This is a genomic window from Aquimarina sp. U1-2 (assembly GCF_017897595.1).
In the GTDB taxonomy this organism is placed as follows: domain Bacteria; phylum Bacteroidota; class Bacteroidia; order Flavobacteriales; family Flavobacteriaceae; genus Aquimarina.
Map to the genome: position 1 here is coordinate 518,873 of NZ_JAGKIK010000001.1, position 20,043 is coordinate 538,915.

Consider the following 20,043-nt stretch of genomic DNA (forward strand, 5'->3'; position numbering starts at 1 on the left):
GATTGTTAAGGGTTTTCTAATTAACAAAACTCATTTTAAATGAAATGAAATGAAATCAACCTTATGAACATCTTAGCTACACTTATATAAAATGACACAAAAGACTTCGAACATTAATAATGCATATTTTTACAACCTTTTGCGAAGTCGAAGGGTGATAAATACATCTCTCGACTATACTCGATGTGCCCTATTAGTATTGGCTTTTGGTATCTAGGTAATTTAACGAACATTCAATAATCGACACAAAATCAATATCGGGATCGTAATTCGACTACTCAAAAACTATTCTGATGCCTATCGCAGGAGCTAAAGTATGAATTGTTGAAAAAAAACTATCCCTTTGCCCATTGACTTTGATTTGTAAGAAATCGGTAAAATTTGTTAAACCAGCTTTAACATCAAGCCAGGAAAAGACGCTGTACGTAGTATCAAGTTCGAGTGACAAAAATACACCGTCATCTCTACCCTTCTCGTTCAATCTAGTAGGATTTCGCAATAGTAGCGTATGTTTTAATTTAATATATCCAAAATTAAGTGTTGACAAAATTTTTAATTTCCTGTTTACAGTGAATCCATAACCTATTCCTGCAGAAAACCTGGTAAAATTCGTAGTTTCAAAAAAACCCACTACTTCTGGTTTTACTACTTTACCTCGATACACCGCTACATCCATATGCAGATTTAGATGGGATAATAAATTCTCATAGGTTAAACCAATCGAGGTTCCCGAAGACAAATCATACCCCTTTGCTACAAAATTATTTCCGTATGCAATAGGTTGTAAATAATCAATTTTAATAGCGGCAGATGTAGTTCGAACACGAATGCTATCAGAAACTGTACGATCCTGAGCTAGAATGCCACAGGTAGTGTAGAAAATACAAAAAACAGCTAACTTAATAGTTAAATTCATAAATAACTCGCTCTTCATTTATAGGGATTTCTATAGTTGTTGGTTGGGAGGACATATCCCCGGTAAACCAATATGTAAATAAAACTGTTGTTTTTTGCAGCGTAGGAATACTTACTTTAAATACAGCAGGATCGTCTTTAGAAATACCTCCTTGCGGGTTTTGAAAAAGTATAGATTGATCCGGATCCAATCGATGCACCTTCTTTTGACTTTCAAAATTTAATATGTATTGAAGTGTGTCAGAAGTACCAGAAGTTCGGTTCAGGCTAAGTTGCAGGTTGGCTTTTAATCCGAGTTTTATAGTGGGTACCCCAGAATAAGTATCTGTTTGTGATTTTACCTCATAAGCAACACTACCAAATAACGGATTTGTATTCGTAGGAATATTCGTTACCGAGTTGATTAGCTCATCGTTAACGACTGCGTAGATGGAATGGTTTACGTTTATAAGCCTGGGAACAAGAGAAAGTACTGAAGCTTTACCCTCGATATCGGTTATATCTGATCCGACTTGTCCAAGAAAATCTAATGACTGGACATTGTCCCATCGATCATCATTTTCAACGATATGAACATCAATACGAATCCCTTCTAATGATTTTCCTTCAATATCTTGGACTTGTATAGGATATAAAGCTCGTTCATTGTTCTCAATTTTAATTTCGCAACCAACGAACAGTAAAGCAACTATTAGTAATGAACCGTGTATTTTCATAATTAATAGATAAAAAAACCAGCTTAAGTTGCGTATAGAAATGTTAAATAATAAACTTGTATAGTCCTTTAGGAATCATCTAAAACTATGAATTCATCTTGACTTTTAGAAGTAGTCAAGTATAGGTAATACATTTATAGTTTTGTTGTTCCTAAAAAAACATTGACCTTAGGATGCATTGGATTTCCATTGGATCTCCTGAAAGAAACGATTTGCCCTACGTGGTAGATAGCATCAGAGAGTTGACCGTTAATCATATTCCAATACGGAAATTCCCTTTGATTCTTTTCAGACTTAAAAATAACTTTATAATCAGCTATGCTATCTGATGATTTACCTGCTAGAAGCCTACTCGATTTTTCAAGATTTAGTAGCGTATGTTTTCTAAGTTCTTCGAAGGTAAGCTCTGTTTTTTTCGTATTTCTGAGGTTCGGAAGATTTTGTGGTGCATTTAAAATCGCTTTAGACAATTCATAAATATGCACCAAAGTTTGCAGCATACTTCTCCCCTCTTCGCTCGGAGTATATATTAAGTCTTTTTCTGTAAGCCCTTCTGTAGCCCAGTAGTACCGATACCCTAGTCCGTCAATAAATCTAACAATAATATTTCCTGATGTAAAATCTTCTGGATAATCCGGAATTTGTTGATAGGGTAATTGCATAACTTCTGCTGATTTTTGACCAAAGCTTATATTCATAAAACAATAGATTGATACTATAAAGAATGCTTTTATTTTCATTTTTGTATTTCTTTTATTGAATATCCTTACTGTGTCGTAATGCACATGTCATCCTAAATATGAGATATAACAAATAACTATATGTCTTTTTAATCAAATGGAAGTAAGTCGGGTTCTATATATTTACTTTTTGCTTTCTTAAAATTATAAATATCAAAACTATAATGAGAGCTTAAAAGAGTCTTAAAATCATCTTTAAGTTGCGGAAATTCGGTAATAAAATCTTTAAAATTAGAGGCGTTGAATTTCTTCCAAAAATGATATACTGCTTTAGTAGCAGCTATAGTTAAGGTTTTATTGTATTTATGTTTTGCTCCTACAAAAGCGACGAATCCTTGTATTTGATCCTGAATAATACATTCAGCCTGTTGTATACCATAATTATTAAATTAATCCAAGCTAATCGGAGATGTGCTTCATGAGTGAATTCAAAAGGATCTAACTTACGGTCAACGACCTTTTGTAAAAATTCAGAATCGGAATACTTATAATGCATTTCCATAACGTAAATTTTGTTTAAAAGAATACAATGCTAAAGCAATTTAAACATTTTTCACTTACTATTTCACATACAAAGTATCAACCTTTAATTCTTTTATAATCCATTCTTGCAATGCTTTAGTTCTACTCATGTGCACACTATCTGCTACTTGAAACTTCCATTGCGGAAAAATCATGGGTATCGTATCCATTTTTAAGAAATTCGATTGTAACACTTCTGCATACCCTAAAGTTTGAAGATCAGGAAATCGAATTTTGGCATCTTTTGAAATATTGAAATACGGTATTACTGTTACTGGTGCAACTTTATTCGCCTCATTAAGGCTGGTTTCCAATCCGGCAACTTGAATTTTAAGATCTTCAATTTGATCCAGTAATTTGCTATTTTCTTTCTCAATTCGATCCAACTCGACAATTGCGCGATCATATGCTTTTGACACCTGATCTAAGCCTCGAGCTTTGTTTCCATTAACTGTAAGTTCAAAATCACCAATATGGTCGTATTTTTTGATCTCGTTCTTGAGATCACTCATGATAGCCTCTGGCATTTCACCATCAAAATACAATTTTATAGTTTTTTCGTTATAGTTGTAAAAGTCTTTTCTCAAGTATAAATTTTCATTACTATTAATGTCATTTTCAATAAAAAGCTTATAATCATGGGCTGCATTACTTTCTAATAAAGTGGTATAAAATGTATAACTAGCCGGAATCATAACCAGTATAGCTAGCAATGAAGCCAATTGTGCTGTACGTTTGCGTTTAGCAGAATTCGCGTAGCGCAACATGGGAAAACGTAGCAATTTTGCTACAATGAACGTAGCTAAGGCTATAAAAATAGCATTAATAGTAAATAAATAGAGCGCTCCCAGAGCGTATTTAGGGCCTCCTTCTGCGATTCCATAGCCTACGGTACATAAAGGCGGCATAAGAGCTGTTGCAATTGCTACTCCCGCAATCGCATTGGGCATAGTTCCTTTCTTTGATTTTGCCACAATCAAGGCCAACCCACCAAATATTGCCACGAGCACGTCTAAAATAGTTGGAGCCGTTCTAGCCTCAAGCTCCGGAGTTAATTCAGTTAAAGGTGAAACCCAAAAATATAATGTAGCAGCTAAAACACTAAGCCCTACCATTACCCCTAGATTCACCAAAGATCTTCGCAATGTATCGATATCATTAATAGCAATAGATAATCCTACTCCTACAATAGGTCCCATAAGTGGAGAGATCAACATGGCACCAATAACAACCGCAGTAGAACTTACATTAAGACCGATGGAAGCCACAAAGATCGAAAAAACAAGAATCCATGCATTATGACCTTTAAACGGAATATCTTTTTTTACATCCTCTATGGTTTGATCTTTATCCGTTTCAGATTTGATATTTAACAACTCGTCTAAAAACTTAGAAATACTGGCAAAAAGTCCTTTGGCATCTCTTTTTACAGACTCACTTGCTTCTCCTTGAGGTGGTTTTTGATTTGTGTGTTCTTCCATACTTATTAACCGTATTCTTCTCCAAAAGTATCTTTTACCTTTTTGAGCGCTAGCTTGATGTCTTGCTCTTTGCTTTTGGGATAAATTAAAAGGACATTTTCTTTATCTACGATAATATAATCATCAAGTCCGTCGAGGACTACAATTTTATTATTTTCTGTTCTAATCATATTACCAGACGCATTATGCGACAATACTCGGGTATTCACAATGGCGTTGTTTGCTAGGTTTTTATCTAACTTATCATATAACGAACCCCAGGTACCCAAATCATTCCAATCGAATGTAGCTGGCAAAACGTATACATTTTCGGCTTTTTCTAAAATGGCATAATCAATAGAAATATTTTCGGCTTCAGGATAATACTTACTTATAAAATTAGACTCCAACTCGGTATTTAATAGACTCTTACCTTTTTCAAATAAAGCGATCATTTCTTTTTGAAAATTTGAAAAAGCTTCTATGATACTAGAAACGCTCCAAATGAAAATACCGGCGTTCCACAAATAATTACCTTCATCTATAAACCTTTTGGCAGTAGTATAATCAGGTTTCTCGGTAAATTGAGCTACTTTTTTAATTGATGTTTCTTCTTGATTAAATTGAACATAACCATAACCTGTGTTAGGGAAGGAAGGTGTAATGCCCAAAGTCATTAATATATTTTGAGACTGACATGCATCGAAGCATTTTTTCAAATCTGAAGCAAACGCTTGCTCATCCTCTATCCAGTGATCACTTGGCGCAACGACCATAACAGCGTTTGGGTTCTCTTTTTGTATTTTCAACGATGCATATAAAATGCATGGAGCTGTATTACGCATTGCCGGTTCTGTCACTATCTGCCGATGCTCCAACATGGGTAATTGTTCATAAACCAAATCCTGATATCGCTCATTGGTAAGGATGAAAATATTTTCGGGAGGTATGATTTTAGCTAATCTTGAGAAAGTACGCTGTATTAAAGTTTCTCCTGTCCCCAACATATCATGAAACTGTTTTGGGAACGCTGTAGTACTCACTGGCCAAAACCGGGAGCCTACTCCGCCTGCCATAAGTATAGCATAATAATCTTTGTTTTTCATTAGTGTAATAGTTCTACTTCTGCATTAGGATTAAAAAGATATACTCGACCTGTACTTACCTCGACACATTCGTACCGCTTCACTTTTTTATGACCTCTTTTAAAAATTTTACCGTTATACAATCTAAATGTGCTACCAAATGGTATTTCAAAGATATAATTTTTATCATTTTCAGGATCATATTGTTTTAGCGCAAAAGATAATTTTTCATCAGTGTCACTACTGGCTCTGGGGTTCTTAAAATGGTTGGCAATCACGGGAAGTAATTTGGAAGGAAAAACTTCGGGACGAATATAAGGCAACATTAATTGTTGAAAAACATGTTTCCACTCTTTTCCATGTGGTTTAATATAGTTTCCAAATTCTTGAAAAGCTACCAAGTGCGCAACCTCGTGAATTAACGTAATTAGAAATCGATAGCTATTTAAGGAAGCGTTTACAGTAATTTGATGGCTGCCATTGGGCATTTTTCGATAATCTCCATGTCTGGTAACCCTCTCATTCACTATTTTTAAGTGAACATTGTATTTAACTATCAAGTCAAACACCTTATCTACTGCTCTTTCTGGAATATATCTGGCAAGTACTTCCTTCACGAATGCAAAATACAAAATTACTTTATGAGAATACCATGAAGATTACTATTTAACCTGTTGTGAATTTTACTCATGTATTCGCAATGAATCAATTCGAATGTTTCGACTAGAGGAAAATGTGTATTTAGCATAGTGCTTTACAAGAATTTATCTATATCCATTTCGTATCAATCACCCATACATTTTCAATTTCCAAAACTTTAGTTAAAAACGTTTTAAGCTAACTTCTTTACCGATTCAACGCAATGACCTAATCACAATTAATTACATTTAATCTATTGTTTATCAAATACTAACATTTATATCATTACTACAATGTCATATTTAAAAATTAGATCACATAGCATAGAAATACTGGTTTTGCCAATCGTTTTTTTTGTTTATTCTTTGAGTCTAGCACAAACATCTGCAACGAATCCGCTAAACGATAAGCAAATTCTTAAGCAACTGGCTAGCGAAAAAGCAATAGAACTTCAAAAGGATCTGAATCTTACTATAGAGGTACGTAAAATTCTTGAAAAAAGCATATTTGAAAATTCAGTAAAGGCTAACAAAATTTTACAATCCAAAATGTCGGCGAAAGAAAAATCAAAAGGTATAAGTAACTTGGTTTATTTTCAAAATGAAGCGCTTAAAGATATCCTAACTGTAGATCAGTTTTATCAATATTTAAGTTTGCAAAATACTTATGTAGCAGGATTTTAAAAAGCATATTGCATCTTCGAATCACGGCGTGCTGCTTGATACTTGTAATACCTTTCCGTTATAGAATTTATTTCCGGTTAATGCAAAGTTATGTATGTAAGTAGCCATCTCTAACGCAGACAAGGGTGCTTGATAGCCAGGAAAAGCCTCTTCAAGCATTTCTGTTTGTACCGCTCCTATTGCAAGTACATTAAACGCAACTCCGCTTTCCTTATATTCTTCGGCTAATAGCTCATTTAAAGTGATTACTGCGCCTTTACTAGAACTATATGCCGCTAATCCTGGAAATTTTATACTTCCTTGTATACCTCCCATACTGCTAATGGTAACTATATGACTACCAGCTTTTGTAAAGGGAATCAATACCCGGGTCATCTCGGCAACTCCAAAGACATTTACTTTGTAGACAGATTCAAAATCTCGAAGATTTGTATCTTCAAAAGGTTTGTTCAATAACGTACCTGCATTATGAATCAAGATATCCACACTTCCCCATTTTTCCTCTACATAGTTAACCACTTTATTCATATCATCTAACTCACAAATATCGAAAGGAAAAGTCGCTATATTACTATGTTGAAGTTTGGTAATAGGATTTGCATTACGTGAAAGTGCTAATACCCGGTGACCATCATCGGCAAATAGCTTCGCCAATTCAAAACCAATCCCCCGACTTGCTCCCGTAATGATAATATTCTTCATATGATTCAGTAAAATTTTGTCTTTTTAAAAGCCTAGTGTAGTCTCACCTCTCTATTTATTGTATTGGCCATCGTTGCAATAGCAGAAAAACACTGATTTATTAGACCCGTCATAAATTCAAAATCCATTTCAGAGGCTTCATCATCTACATGATGATAATAGTTATAATTTGTAAAATCAAAGGTAGAGATTGTTTGACAGGGAACATTAAACTGTTTGTAAAAGGGATAGTTATCACTTCTTTGAAATAATTGAAATTCTTTGGCTTTAGGAAGAAAACCAATTAATGTAGCATCTACATATTCGTTAATTTTTGTTGCCATGTTCGACATTTCATAACCTGTAATATATGCCTTATACGGTTTATCATTTAATGGAACTCCTATCATTTCAAAATTCACCATTGCATATAAGTTCAGGTTTTTTTCTTTCAATAGCTGCGCCAGATGTTTGGATCCAAGAAGTCCTTTTTCTTCGGCCCCAAATAATACAAATAGTATGCTTCTCTTATTATTATTGTACTTCGCAAATTGTTTTGCCAAAGAAATTACTGCTGTACTACCCGCCGCATTATCGTTGGCTCCATTCGCTATCGTATCGCCATCAACGGCTTTTGCTTTACCAATATGATCAAAATGAGCACCTACTATGATAAACTCTTTCGCTAATGCTTTATCTTTACCTTCTAGATATCCCACAAGATTGTACGTTGGCACTCCCTTTGCATTAAAAGTGTCTCTATAGGTTTCAAAATAAGGTAAAATATCGTGTTGCTTAAATTGTTCTTCTATGTATTGTGCAGCCTTTTCTAAACCTTTGCTTCCTGTATCACGCCCTTCTAATTCGTCACTCGCAAGAAACCGCAACACGTTGTCTACATACGAAATTTGAACGCGATCTGCAGCTAAAATCTCGCTATTCTCTGATTTTGATTGTGCCCGGGTATGCTGCTTGCAACTTAGGCAAAATATAAAAATAAATAAAAGGTAAATATATCTATTCATAAATGTTTTACATTGTTAAAGACAAGACCTAAATTTACAAAAGGATTATATGTACTGGCTTAAGCCATAATTGAAAAAACCAAATTTTAAAATAATCTATATCTGCAACTACATTGCAAGTTGTACATCGATGGCACTGTTTATAACATAGTAATCTTGTAAATAATACCTGATACTATCTTCAAACTACGTATCAAGCTAACATGGTTACCGGGTTTTCAAGATATTGTTGCAAGGTTTGTAAGAATTGAGCTCCTGTAGCCCCATCGACGGTTCTATGATCACAAGCTAAGGTAATTTTCATAGTATTGCCTACAACAATTTGACTATCTTTTACGACCGGTTTCTCTACAATAGCACCTACTGATAAAATTGCAGAATTAGGCTGATTAATAATGGAAGTAAATTCCTGAATACCAAACATACCCAGGTTAGATACTGTAAATGTACTCCCACTCATTTCTTGCGGAGTAAGTTTTTTGTTTCGCGCTCTACCGGCTAAATCTTTTACTTTGGCTCCGATTTGAGTAAGTGACATTTGATCTGTAAAAGGGAGTACAGGAACCACCAAACCATCAGGCACAGCGACAGCAACACCAATACTTATATGCTTTGCGTATTGAGTAGCCTCATCTGTCCATTGGGTGTTTACTTGTGGATGTTTACAAAGTGCCATCGCGCATGCTTTCACCACCATATCGTTAAAAGAGACTTTGGTATCTGGCAGCTCATTAATATGTCTACGCGACACCATAGCATTTTGCATATCAACTTCTATAGTGAGGTAATAATGTGGAGCGGTAAATTTGGAAGCTGAAAGACTTTTTGCAATAGCTTTTCGCATCTGCGAATTTTTTACCTCTTCAAAACTCACTTCTCCTGCAGGTACGAATGCCTGCAAATTGCCGGCAGGAGCCTCATGATTTGCTGGTGATGATGTTTGTGTTTGCTCAGATGAAGTACTTGGAGTAAACGATTCGATATCTTTTTTAACGATTCGACCGTTCTCTCCTGATCCTTTAACCTGAGCAAGATCAATCCCTTTGTCGGCCGCAATTTTTTTGGCTAAAGGTGATGCAAAAATTCTACCTCCTTCAGGAGCTGTGTTCGTCGATGAAGATGAAGATTTTGTATCACTTTTTGTTTCTTTTTCTTTTACGGTATCTTCTTCCTTGGCAGATGGAGAAGAAGAAATCGAGCCTTCTTTAATCCCTGAAACATCGGTGCCTTCAGGACCTATAATTGCTAGAAGAGCATCTACCGGAGCGGTTTTTCCTTCTTCTATCCCTATATGAAGTAGTGTGCCGTTATAAAACGATTCAAACTCCATAGTCGCCTTATCGGTTTCTATTTCGGCCAGAATATCACCTTCTTCTACAGTATCACCCACTTTTTTGAGCCAGGTAGCCACGGTACCTTCTTCCATCGTATCGCTAAGGCGAGGCATGGTTATCACCTCAACACCTTCTGGTATTTCTTTACTTTCTGAAGTAGAAGGTTCTTCTTGCGCTTCTGCTTTTTCTCCTTCTTTATCACTTTTTGATGATTCCTTTTCTTCTGTAGACGCCTTACCATTTACCAAATCAGAAATATCTTCTCCTTCTTCACCAATAATGGCCAACAATTTATCCACAGGTGCAGTTTCTCCTTCTTCAATTCCTATATGAAGTAGCGTCCCATCATAAAAAGATTCGAATTCCATCGTAGCTTTATCGGTTTCAATCTCGGCAAGAATATCGCCTTCGCTAATTTTATCTCCTTTTTTAACAAGCCATTTGGCAACAACACCCTCTTCCATAGTGTCGCTTAATCGTGGCATATTTATAACTGTTGCCATATTCTATTATAATTTATGTGGTAAAAACGGATAATCCTCTTGTTCGTATACGACGTCGTACATTACATTTTTCTCGGGGAAAGAAGATTCTTCGGCAAACTTTTGGCATGCTGCAACTCTTTCTTTCACTCTCTTATCAATTGCAGCTACCTCATCATCTGTCGCATAGTTTTTTTCTTTAATGATATCCAAAACCTGAGTTATAGGATCTATCTTTTGGTACTCTGCGACTTCTTCTTTTGTTCTATAATCTTGGGCATCACTCATTGAGTGTCCTCTATAACGATACGTCTTAAGTTCTAAAAATGTTGGACCTCCTCCTTTTCTGGCCCGTGTAATGGCCTCATCTAAGGCCTCAGCCACTTTTACAGGATTCATGGCATCTACGGGACCACAAGGCATTTCATAACCGAGACCTAGTTTCCAAATATCGGTATGATTAGCAGTTCGTTCTACTGAAGTCCCCATAGCATACCCATTATTCTCTACACAAAATACTACGGGCAAATTCCAGAGCATTGCCAAATTAAATGTTTCATGTAATGATCCTTGTCGTGCTGCTCCATCACCCATAAAAGTAAGCGTTACAGCATCTCTCTTATGGTATTTATCTGCAAAAGCCAGACCTGCACCTAGTGGAATCTGTCCCCCCACAATACCATGGCCTCCATAAAACCGATGCTCTTTTGAAAAGATATGCATCGATCCCCCCAAGCCTTGAGATGTACCAGTGCCTTTACCATAAAGCTCGGCCATCACACGTTTGGGATCAACACCCATACCAATAGGTTGTACATGGTTACGATATGCAGTAATCATTCGGTCTTTTGTAAGATCCATTGCATGTAACGAACCTGCCAAAACAGCTTCCTGACCATTGTACAAGTGCAAAAATCCTCTTACTTTTTGCTGAATATACACTTGAGCAAGTTTGTCTTCAAACTTTCTCCAGAAGAGCATTTCTTCATACCAATTAAGGTACACTTCTTTGGTAACTTTTTTCATCTAAAATTATACTGATATATGAATAACATCCTGATTAAAAAACCAGTACTTATTAAATTTCTTCCCTTGTTTATTAAAAGAACTAAAAACAAAAATAACATATTCGAAATTAAGGAGAAAGGAGTTTGATAATTAAATCCACGAAAACGTTATAAATAAGAACTATCAAAAGTAAGCGGCAGTAAATTTACTAGCGATTCAGATTTCACAACTTTACCGGTTTCCCCCATAAAATAGATCTGTATTGGTGTCTTTTGCTTAAGTTCGTATTCTGCTATGGCTTGCCTGCAAGCCCCGCATGGCGGTGTTGGGGTTAGCAATTGATATTTCAAAGATTTAGCACTAAGCGCCATTTTTAATATAGGAACTTCAGGAAAACTAGCTCCCGCATAATATATCGCCGTTCGTTCTGCACATAACCCTGAAGGATAACAAGCATTTTCTTGATTATTACCTAAAACAACCTTTCCGTTTTCGAGTAAAAGCGCAGCACCCACCATAAACTCTGAATAAGGAGCATAGGCTTTATCCCGTGCATCCATAGACTGGCGCATCAACTCTTGTATATCATCAGGTAATTCTTCAAATGAATCAAAAACCTCTAAAGTTGTTTTTATTTCGATTTCCTTCACACGCTTAAATTTTAGTAATTACCTGAAAATACATTAATTATAGAATTGTTGATATTTGTTATATGTTTTGATCTTATCTTATTTTTTAATGTAGAATACCTGTAAACAAAATACTATAATCAAAAAAAGTATCAAACTTTATGATTTGATACTTTTCATGTTTCTTGATCATCAATACATTTAATCGATATATTCGTCACCAAAGTTAAACGTTAAACCAAAACGCAATGTCCCTTCAAGCGGACTTCTAACTGAGGATGTTGAAAATAAATACGATACATCCAAATTAATAATATTATATCTAAAGCCTGTTCCTAAGGATAAAAACTGACGTGCACCTTTTTCATTGCTTTCGTGAAAAAATCCAGTTCTAAATGCAAATACGTCGCGATACATATATTCTGCACCTAGCGACCATGTAATTTCTTTTAATTCTTCACTAAACCCTCCATCTGCATCTCCCCATGAAGAAAAGATAGCACTAAACTCACTAATATTTTGATATTCTCGAGTATCTTCTTCACTGTTATTTGGTATACCATCACCATCAAAATCCTGAGGGCTAGGTACAAGTAATTTACTAAACTCTAAAGAAGGAGAAATCCTATTATCTTCATTTAATATAAAATCGAAAGCTCCCCCTATTCTAAAATTTGTCGGGATAAAATTTTCTTGCCCTGCATCGTCATAGCTAATTTTTGGACCAAGATTTGATATCGCTGCACCAGCTCTCCATCTTCCGTTAAATGAATTAAAAGCGATTTCTTCACTTCTAAAAAAACCTGCAATATCAACTCCAAAACTTCCCGCAGCGGTAGCATCATCAGCATTTTCTGTTTGTAATCGTAAATCAGACCTCAAGTATCGTCCCGCAACAGCCATAGAAAAATGATCACTTAGCCTTAACGCATAAGACACATCTAAGGTAAGTTCATTCGGTCTTTGTGTATTTGGTATTTCATTGGGATCACCTGATTGTAAAAACTCAATATCACCTAAACTAAAATATCTAAAACTTGCTGCAACAGCACTTCTTTCATTAATTCTATTGTGATAATTAACACTACCTAGAAATATATCGTTAACTAAATTACTGAGATATGGAGTATAATTAATACCCACGCCTTGTTTACTTTTAATAAATGCGTATTTAGCTGGATTCCATTGCTGCGAAAACGCATCTGGAGAGGTAGCAACTCCCTGATCCCCCAAACCCGCAGCTCTAGCATCTGCTGCAATTAATAAAAAAGGTGTGGCTGTAGTGATCGCCCTGTCATCTTGCGCTTTTACATTATACTTAAATAGAATAAGGAATAATAAGCCAAGGATTTGTGTTTTTTTCATACCTGCAAAAATTGAGTTTGACAAATATATAGTTATTTAGTGATTAAAAAATAATGAGCTGTTTAAATTTTAGCGCATGTTGTTGTAAACGCACAATTTACAAATATCTTGTGCAATCCTGGCTTTTTATGTATGTAACATGATAAAAACAATATTTCATTCATACAATTTAGAATTTCATACCTATTTCATTCGAGTGCATTGATCACTAATCAAAAAGACGCATTAGAGTAGCAAAAATGTTATGTAATAAACCTCTTAATTTTTGCAGTTTTTATTTGGTGATCAATAATATTTTTCGAAATATTGCGTTAAACCAAAGTCGTTGGGAATTCATAAATAAATATGAATCGATAATATTTTAAAAAATTTGGGGTAAATTTAACGTTTATTATTATATTGCAAGCCCTAATTCTACTTTAACGAACTTAAGATTATGAAAAACGCGTTTATTTTTAGATCGCTGATGGCACTTTCCGTTAGTATATTACTGTTTAGTTGTTCTAAAAACGACTATGGAAGCAGTTCTAGAGCTACTGGTTGGAAATACAATTCCAAAGAAGGTGGTTTTCAAGTCGCTACAAATTATAAAGAGCAAGAAACGGGACCCGGTTTAGTATTTATCGAAGGAGGTACTTTTACTATGGGTCGCGTACAAGACGATGTAATGCACGATTGGAATAACACTCCTACCCAACAGCACGTGCAATCATTCTATATGGATGAAACCGAAGTAACCAACATCATGTATTTGGAATATTTAGATTGGTTGAAAGGTGTTTACCCTCCTACAGAACCTAAATATAGAAATATTTATTATGGTGCGCTTCCCGATACTCTTGTGTGGAGAAATCGATTGGGATTCAATGAAATGATGACAAATAATTATTTGCGTCATCCTGCATATGCTAATTATCCTGTAGTTGGGGTTAATTGGATTCAGGCAGTAGAATTTAGCAACTGGCGAACCAATCGCGTTAACGAAAGAATTTTAGAAGAAGAACAAGTTATTAAGCAAGGTGCTCCTTTTGAAGATGTATCTGCAGAAAGTACATTCGATACTGAAACTTATTTAAACGCACCGTCGCAAACTTACGGTGGTAATGACGAAGCTATTCGTGGAGGTAAAAAATCTCAGCAATACGAAAAGCGTAATGACTCTACCGGTCTTTACATACAGCGTAAAGATGGATTACTTCTACCTAAGTATAGACTCCCAACAGAAGCAGAGTGGGAATATGCAGCCCTTGGTCTGGTAGAAATCAGAAGTTACAACATTTATAGAGGAAGAAAAAAATATCCATGGAGTGGAAAATATACCCGTTCTGGAAAAAGAGCAACTCGAGGTGATCAATTAGCCAACTTTAAACAAGGTGATGGTGATTACGGTGGAATCGCAGGATGGAGTGATGATGGCGCAGATATTACAGCTCCTGTAAAATCATATGACCCCAACGATTATGGCTTGTATGATATGGCAGGAAACGTTGCCGAATGGGTAGCAGATGTATATAGACCTATTGTTGACGATGAATACAACGATTTTAATTACTACAGAGGTAACGTATATACCAAGAATGCAATTAATCCTGACGGTACAGTAAAAGTTGTAGTAACAGACTCTATAGTATATGATACATTAAGTAACGGTAAGATTATTGCTCGTGTATTACCTGGCGGAATTTTACAAGTTCCAATTACTGACGAGGATACGTACATGAGAACTAATTTTACTGATAGCGATAACAGAGATTATAGAGATGGTGATAAGAGTTCTTCAAGATATTTTGAAGGATACCAAGACGAAAATTTACCTAATCGAAGAATGTACAACGCTCCTATTCACTATGTTGGTCCAGATGCTGAAGACAGTACCAAATTAGATAGACGATACGATGAGTCGAGCAAAAGAACAACTATTGTAGATGATAATGTGCGTGTTTATAAAGGTGGTTCTTGGAAAGATAGAGCGTATTGGTTAGATCCAGCACAACGAAGGTATTTACCTCAAGATATGGCTACAGACTATATCGGATTTAGAAATGCAATGTCGCGTGTAGGTACCAAAGCAAGAAAAAAGAAAACACCTAGGCACCAAAAGCCAAGAGGTTAAAAAATAAAGTTCGTTAGATTTAAAAGACCCTGTACATTCGTGTTCAGGGTTTTTTGATTTATTTTTGTGATATGAAATAAGCCATGACCATGAGGAGGATACCCACCGATATGATGATATGGTGACTCCACCCGCCTACCAGCCGCTAGGCAGGCAGGTCTGACAATTAAAAACATTTAAATGTATGAAAATTAGCCAAATACATCAGATCTTTTTAGAAAGTAAAAGCGTAAGTACAGATACTCGAAATATAAAATCAAATTCAATTTTTTTTGCTCTCAAAGGAGAAAAATTTAATGGTAACGCATTTGCCGATCAAGCGATCACTCTGGGTGCATCCTATGCTATTATTGATGAGGCTAAATTTAAAACATCAGACAAGCATATCTTAGTAGATAATGTACTTACTACACTACAACAGTTGGCCACGTATCACAGAACATATTTAGATATTCCTATTATTGCTTTAACAGGAAGTAATGGAAAGACCACCTCAAAAGAACTCATTAATGTGGTTTTGTCTAAAAAATATCAGACAACCGCTACTAGTGGTAATTTTAATAATCATATCGGAGTTCCTCTTACACTATTGTCTATGTCTAGAGAAACGCAAATAGGGATTGTTGAAATGGGAGCAAATCACCAAGGTGAAATTGATAATTTATGTGCTATCGCCAAACCTGATTACGGATATATAACCAATATTGGTAAGGCACATTTAGAAGGTTTTGGGGGAATTGAAGGAGTGTTAAAAGGTAAAACCGAACTCTACAACTTTATTAGAAACGAAAAAGGTCTCATTTTTTTGAATGAAGAAGATGAAAAACTTAAAAAGGCATCCAAAGGTATTCGAACTTTTACCTTTTCCTCTACTACGCATACGACTTCTGATTGTATTATTCAACTTGTACAAAGACAACCTACAGTTTCTGTAGCTAGTAATGATATAATTTTTAATAGCCAACTTACAGGAGCTTATAACTATAGTAATATAGCGGCAGCTATAACCATAGGAAATTATTTTAAAATATCTGTAGAAAATATAAAATCTGCAATTGAGTCCTATCTTCCGTCAAATAATCGATCTCAGGTTATTCAAAAAAACAACCATACTATTTATCTAGATGCCTATAATGCGAACCCAACAAGTATGAAGGCAGCTTTAAATAGCTTTCATGAAATAAAAGCAGATCATAAAATAGTGATTATAGGAGATATGTTCGAATTAGGGTCTAGTGCTCTTAAGGAACACGAAGAAATTGCAATTTTAGCCTCTCAAATGAGCTTTGAGCGCGTATTTCTTATCGGAAAGGAGTTCTCTGGCACTTCGATCAAACATCCACTCATTACCAAAATGGAAAAATTTGAAATGATCAAAGATTACCTATTGCATACTAAAATTTCAAATAAAGCTTCCATTCTAATTAAGGCTTCAAGAGGGATGCAGCTTGAGCGAATCGTTGAACTTTTGTAAAGACTTTTAGGCAAAACAGCAATCTCCATCTCCAAAATTCATCACAACATCATCAAAATCAGTTTTTTTATACACTTTAGAGATAATAGAACTTTTTATTTTTTTTCTTCGATATAAAAATAAATTCGATTCTTTAAATTGACCTACTACTCCTTCGTCATAACAAATTACCTCGCGTATGTTTTGAGTAATGGCGTGTAATTTAATTACGTCTGAAACCATCTGAGCATTTTCTGTACTCTTAGCATAGTACGCAAATAAAACCTTTAATGTGCTGTTTCTCACTTGTAATACTACAAATGCTATAGGTACTTGATTCTTTATTATTTTTATATAATAATATGAAAATGAGTTATCATACATCGAGAACGCATATTTATTTTTCTCTGTATATTGCAATAAAGGAGCTTCCAGAACCCAAGGACATTTCTTTAACCACTCAAAAAAATCTGAGGTTTTATTCGAAATGTGACCTGAATTATTTGATGCTATAATGTTCGATACCTCTGCATCCGGAATAGAAAGATATTCTAAGCTAATGTTTCTAAGTTTTTTCTGAACGCTTCTTTTTTGTAACGCCAATTTTAAATTAACAAATACGTTGATCAATCTATCTACGTTTAACAAAACAGATTTTAGGGACGTAGTTTTAGGATAAAGTGTAGGAATTACAAAGACCAAATTACTTCGCAAAACAGCTTTAATACCGTTACTCTCTTTTAAAGAAACGAAATATCCTGACTTGTCATATACCCTTCTTGCGCTTTCGGTAAACTGAGAAATACCGATTTTTCCGTTATTTAATTCATACATAGTCTCTAAAATTTTTCTACCTACCCCAGTACCTTTTGTTTTTGGGTGTACCCACCAGGTAGACAGCCATCCTATTTTATCACTTTTCCCTTCTAATTGAATGATATCTGTAAATAACCCCATATACCCAACTAATTCTTCGTTTAGAAATGCTAGCAACAAAACAATATCGTTATTATCACAATTTGGATTATGCAAGTGCGCATGAAGTCTATGTTTAGTTATTGCTAAAAATGACTGATTCCAAAAAAATGAATCATTAAAAAATGTAGGGATATCCTTTTTCCTGATTTCTTCTATTCGTATCATTTTTTTTATTGATTGTCCGTTATTATACCTAAATTTTAACTAAGAAGTCATCCTGAATTCATTTCAGGATCTCATTACGTTTATTTTCAATACATTGAGATGAGAAGCTGAAACGAGTTCAGCTTGACGCAAACCGCTTAGCTTAAATTACGGATGTTCATATTTTCTTTTTATAGTATAACTACCTATAATTTTGTTGTAGTATTTATACAAATGTTCTGTACAAATAACTTTACCTATCTTCTTACTTGGTTTTTCCAAAGAAAATCTTTGTATAATCCTGTTATTGACATCTTTTTTCATTCCTGAATTACCAAAAATGAGTAAATTTTGGTCATAATCCAAGATATGTTGAATTACAGACTTAGAGATTCCTCTATCGGTAAAAGGAAATGCAAAAGAGGGCTGTTTTATATGAAATTGATTTTTCATCCATTCTATAGCATCTATAATCTGCTTTTTTTGTTCTTCTATAGTAAGCTGTTGTAGCGGCGGATGCGACATGGTATGGCTGCCAAAAAAAAATCCATCATTTAACATCTCTTTTATATTTTCGCTAGATACATAAGGTTTATTTTTAGCCAAATACTCTTCAATATTAATTTTTAAGATCTTTGATACCTTTCTCACCATTTCCCTTTCTTGGTACGTAATATTTTTAACTGCTTTTATAGCGCTAGTTGTATTATAATTTTCAGTCGTATTGAACAACATTCTACCAAGTTTTTCTTTTTGCTCATTAGTTACGTTTGATTTTTTAAGATGATTAATCACAATACTAATTTCATGTTTATAAAGTATCTCCTTGTTGTCGACAAAATCAGGATTAATAAAAAAAATCGCTTTAATACCTTTACTTTTTAATATGGGGTAGATATTGGTATAAATTTCACTTAACCCATCATCAAAAGTTAATAAAAATGAATTTTCCGTACATCCGTTGTTCCATAAAGCTTCAGGATCTAACGGTTTGTACGTATGCAGCAAAAAATCGAGATCTTCTTCAAATTGCTTTTTGTTTTTAAAATCATACAAATTGTCAATATGATGCACTGCTTTATCGCTTACAATATGATAATAGGGAAATAAAGGTTGTTTTCTAAAAATGAAAAGCAAATTTTCTGTTGAAATTTTATACAAGAGATTTTTTACAAAGCCCATATTAAGAAGTATTTTCTAAGGAATTAAGAAGTAGGTTTATTTTTCTAAGTCTTTATATAATATGAAGGACGCATGTGTATGGTACTCCCCATCCTTATGATGGCTTAAAGATATTTTTAATTCTTTACGAAGCCATATTTTTCTGATAGAATATTTGATCAGGAGGTATTTTTCCTATTTCTATAGGTATTATTTTGGTAGCACAATTAAAAACATGTAAACGTATGAAAACTCGTTTTTTCAGGCATTACAAAAGACAAGTGTCTAATCCTGGTGTGGTAAGTGGATTCGTTCACTAAATAGGCGGATAAAATTTACTGTAATTTCTAACAAATACTTGTATTAGAATAAAGCCTTACGCATAACGCAGGGGCTTATCTTAGTTTAGGTTTTATAGCATTTTCAACTCCAACTTTTGAGATTCTATAGTTTTTTTAAATTGAAACCATTTTGAAACCAATTACTTTTAGTCGTTTGGTTTACGGTTTTGAAGAGTGTTTTAGGATATCAAAGTTTTTCACCTTTTAAAATATACATTTGACAAGAAAAAAACGACACCAATATTCTAATCATCAATCAAACCCTGGGCATTTTCAATCTCTTTTCTATCTTTTGTTTTTTGGCAGTGAGCCGTTTCATCACATTCATTAGCTCGACGTCTTTTGTTTTTTTATAAACTTCATTAATATTTAGTATCAATTCCTTTGCCGTTCTTGATGCTTCTACACGATCACTTAAAGACATATTGGCCGTACTTAATTTTTCAAACTCTTGTGCTTGGATTAGAAGTTCCATAATCTTTATTATTTTATAGTTTACATTCGTTTTACGTTATGAAAGAAATAGTAAGGAAAAGCATCAATTCGAGTGATTTTTCGTGATAACCTCT

18 protein-coding genes are annotated in these 20,043 nt (G+C 34.5%); 3 read left to right on the forward strand and 15 right to left on the reverse strand.

All coding sequences use genetic code 11. The features are described 5' to 3' along the window. Positions 1-274: 274 nt before the first annotated feature. The 6 genes from J8281_RS02235 to J8281_RS02260 form a co-directional block, all read right to left on the reverse strand. On the reverse strand, positions 275-916 hold the full coding sequence (locus J8281_RS02235) for a hypothetical protein (protein WP_210195945.1): 642 nt from the start codon (positions 914-916) through the stop codon (positions 275-277). Then, the gene (locus J8281_RS02240) at positions 900-1,631 is read right to left on the reverse strand and encodes a hypothetical protein (protein ID WP_210195946.1); all 732 of its coding nucleotides are present in this window, start codon (positions 1,629-1,631) and stop codon (positions 900-902) included. The genes J8281_RS02235 and J8281_RS02240 overlap by 17 nt, the downstream gene beginning before the upstream one ends. 134 nt (positions 1,632-1,765) lie before the next feature. After that, on the reverse strand, positions 1,766-2,371 hold the full coding sequence (locus J8281_RS02245) for a DinB family protein (protein WP_210195947.1): 606 nt from the start codon (positions 2,369-2,371) through the stop codon (positions 1,766-1,768). A gap of 560 nt (positions 2,372-2,931) precedes the next feature. Then, entirely contained in the window at positions 2,932-4,374 is a 1,443-nt protein-coding gene (locus tag J8281_RS02250) for a DUF389 domain-containing protein (RefSeq protein ID WP_210195948.1), read from the reverse strand. A gap of 5 nt (positions 4,375-4,379) precedes the next feature. Further along, the gene (locus J8281_RS02255; RefSeq protein WP_210195949.1) at positions 4,380-5,459 is read right to left on the reverse strand and encodes a mannose-1-phosphate guanylyltransferase; all 1,080 of its coding nucleotides are present in this window, start codon (positions 5,457-5,459) and stop codon (positions 4,380-4,382) included. Continuing rightward, positions 5,459-6,055, reverse strand: a complete 597-nt coding sequence (locus J8281_RS02260) for a SprT-like domain-containing protein (protein ID WP_210195950.1) — start codon at positions 6,053-6,055, stop codon at positions 5,459-5,461. Before J8281_RS02260 ends, J8281_RS02255 begins: the two co-directional genes overlap by 1 nt. A 315-nt stretch (positions 6,056-6,370) precedes the next feature. Here J8281_RS02260 and J8281_RS02265 point away from each other — a divergent pair, with 315 nt between their 5' ends. Next, positions 6,371-6,760, forward strand: coding sequence for a hypothetical protein (locus J8281_RS02265; protein ID WP_210195951.1), 390 nt, complete (start codon positions 6,371-6,373; stop codon positions 6,758-6,760). A gap of 21 nt (positions 6,761-6,781) precedes the next feature. On the opposite strand, the gene J8281_RS02270 is transcribed toward J8281_RS02265, so the two are convergent. From J8281_RS02270 to porV, 6 genes are all read right to left on the reverse strand, one after another. Further along, positions 6,782-7,462 (reverse strand): SDR family oxidoreductase, encoded by a 681-nt coding sequence (locus tag J8281_RS02270; RefSeq protein ID WP_210195952.1) that lies wholly within the window; start codon positions 7,460-7,462, stop codon positions 6,782-6,784. A gap of 32 nt (positions 7,463-7,494) precedes the next feature. After that, positions 7,495-8,466 (reverse strand): M20/M25/M40 family metallo-hydrolase, encoded by a 972-nt coding sequence (locus J8281_RS02275; RefSeq protein ID WP_210195953.1) that lies wholly within the window; start codon positions 8,464-8,466, stop codon positions 7,495-7,497. A gap of 193 nt (positions 8,467-8,659) precedes the next feature. Continuing rightward, positions 8,660-10,303, reverse strand: coding sequence for a pyruvate dehydrogenase complex dihydrolipoamide acetyltransferase (locus J8281_RS02280; RefSeq protein ID WP_210195954.1), 1,644 nt, complete (start codon positions 10,301-10,303; stop codon positions 8,660-8,662). Positions 10,304-10,309: 6 nt separating this feature from the next. Then, on the reverse strand, positions 10,310-11,308 hold the full coding sequence (gene pdhA / locus J8281_RS02285; protein WP_210195955.1) for a pyruvate dehydrogenase (acetyl-transferring) E1 component subunit alpha: 999 nt from the start codon (positions 11,306-11,308) through the stop codon (positions 10,310-10,312). 149 nt (positions 11,309-11,457) lie between these two features. Next, complete coding sequence (locus J8281_RS02290) at positions 11,458-11,940, reverse strand: cytidine deaminase (protein WP_210195956.1); 483 nt, start codon at positions 11,938-11,940, stop codon at positions 11,458-11,460. A 180-nt stretch (positions 11,941-12,120) separates the two neighbouring features. Beyond that, positions 12,121-13,284 carry a type IX secretion system outer membrane channel protein PorV gene (porV, locus tag J8281_RS02295; protein WP_210195957.1) on the reverse strand — a complete coding sequence of 388 codons (1,164 nt, stop codon included), beginning with the start codon at positions 13,282-13,284 and terminating at the stop codon, positions 12,121-12,123. A gap of 436 nt (positions 13,285-13,720) precedes the next feature. On the opposite strand from porV, the gene gldJ reads away from it, so the two are divergent. Both gldJ and murF read left to right on the forward strand, forming a co-directional pair. After that, the gene (gene gldJ / locus J8281_RS02300) at positions 13,721-15,397 is read left to right on the forward strand and encodes a gliding motility lipoprotein GldJ (protein ID WP_210195958.1); all 1,677 of its coding nucleotides are present in this window, start codon (positions 13,721-13,723) and stop codon (positions 15,395-15,397) included. Positions 15,398-15,581: 184 nt separating this feature from the next. Next, the gene (murF, locus tag J8281_RS02305; RefSeq protein ID WP_210195959.1) at positions 15,582-16,871 is read left to right on the forward strand and encodes a UDP-N-acetylmuramoyl-tripeptide--D-alanyl-D-alanine ligase; all 1,290 of its coding nucleotides are present in this window, start codon (positions 15,582-15,584) and stop codon (positions 16,869-16,871) included. Between the two features lie 6 nt (positions 16,872-16,877). On the opposite strand, the gene J8281_RS02310 is transcribed toward murF, so the two are convergent. From J8281_RS02310 to J8281_RS02320, 3 genes are all read right to left on the reverse strand, one after another. Then, entirely contained in the window at positions 16,878-17,993 is a 1,116-nt protein-coding gene (locus J8281_RS02310; protein WP_210195960.1) for a GNAT family N-acetyltransferase, read from the reverse strand. 147 nt (positions 17,994-18,140) lie between these two features. Next, on the reverse strand, positions 18,141-19,154 hold the full coding sequence (locus J8281_RS02315; protein WP_210195961.1) for a polysaccharide deacetylase family protein: 1,014 nt from the start codon (positions 19,152-19,154) through the stop codon (positions 18,141-18,143). A gap of 576 nt (positions 19,155-19,730) precedes the next feature. Then, the gene (locus tag J8281_RS02320) at positions 19,731-19,949 is read right to left on the reverse strand and encodes a hypothetical protein (RefSeq protein WP_210195962.1); all 219 of its coding nucleotides are present in this window, start codon (positions 19,947-19,949) and stop codon (positions 19,731-19,733) included. Positions 19,950-20,043 lie beyond the last annotated feature (94 nt).

Excerpts from the sequence above, each read along its gene's own strand:
- J8281_RS02235 (WP_210195945.1), bottom strand. The coding sequence starts at position 916 with ATGAATTTAACTATTAAGTTAGCTGTTTTTTGTATTTTCTACACTACC.
- J8281_RS02240 (WP_210195946.1), bottom strand. The coding sequence starts at position 1,631 with ATGAAAATACACGGTTCATTACTAATAGTTGCTTTACTGTTCGTTGGT.
- J8281_RS02245 (WP_210195947.1), bottom strand. The coding sequence starts at position 2,371 with ATGAAAATAAAAGCATTCTTTATAGTATCAATCTATTGTTTTATGAAT.
- J8281_RS02250 (WP_210195948.1), bottom strand. The coding sequence starts at position 4,374 with ATGGAAGAACACACAAATCAAAAACCACCTCAAGGAGAAGCAAGTGAG.
- J8281_RS02255 (WP_210195949.1), bottom strand. The coding sequence starts at position 5,459 with ATGAAAAACAAAGATTATTATGCTATACTTATGGCAGGCGGAGTAGGC.
- J8281_RS02265 (WP_210195951.1), top strand. The coding sequence starts at position 6,371 with ATGTCATATTTAAAAATTAGATCACATAGCATAGAAATACTGGTTTTG.
- J8281_RS02270 (WP_210195952.1), bottom strand. The coding sequence starts at position 7,462 with ATGAAGAATATTATCATTACGGGAGCAAGTCGGGGGATTGGTTTTGAA.
- J8281_RS02275 (WP_210195953.1), bottom strand. The coding sequence starts at position 8,466 with ATGAATAGATATATTTACCTTTTATTTATTTTTATATTTTGCCTAAGT.
- J8281_RS02280 (WP_210195954.1), bottom strand. The coding sequence starts at position 10,303 with ATGGCAACAGTTATAAATATGCCACGATTAAGCGACACTATGGAAGAG.
- pdhA (WP_210195955.1), bottom strand. The coding sequence starts at position 11,308 with ATGAAAAAAGTTACCAAAGAAGTGTACCTTAATTGGTATGAAGAAATG.
- porV (WP_210195957.1), bottom strand. The coding sequence starts at position 13,284 with ATGAAAAAAACACAAATCCTTGGCTTATTATTCCTTATTCTATTTAAG.
- gldJ (WP_210195958.1), top strand. The coding sequence starts at position 13,721 with ATGAAAAACGCGTTTATTTTTAGATCGCTGATGGCACTTTCCGTTAGT.
- murF (WP_210195959.1), top strand. The coding sequence starts at position 15,582 with ATGAAAATTAGCCAAATACATCAGATCTTTTTAGAAAGTAAAAGCGTA.
- J8281_RS02310 (WP_210195960.1), bottom strand. The coding sequence starts at position 17,993 with ATGATACGAATAGAAGAAATCAGGAAAAAGGATATCCCTACATTTTTT.
- J8281_RS02315 (WP_210195961.1), bottom strand. The coding sequence starts at position 19,154 with ATGGGCTTTGTAAAAAATCTCTTGTATAAAATTTCAACAGAAAATTTG.
- J8281_RS02320 (WP_210195962.1), bottom strand. The coding sequence starts at position 19,949 with ATGGAACTTCTAATCCAAGCACAAGAGTTTGAAAAATTAAGTACGGCC.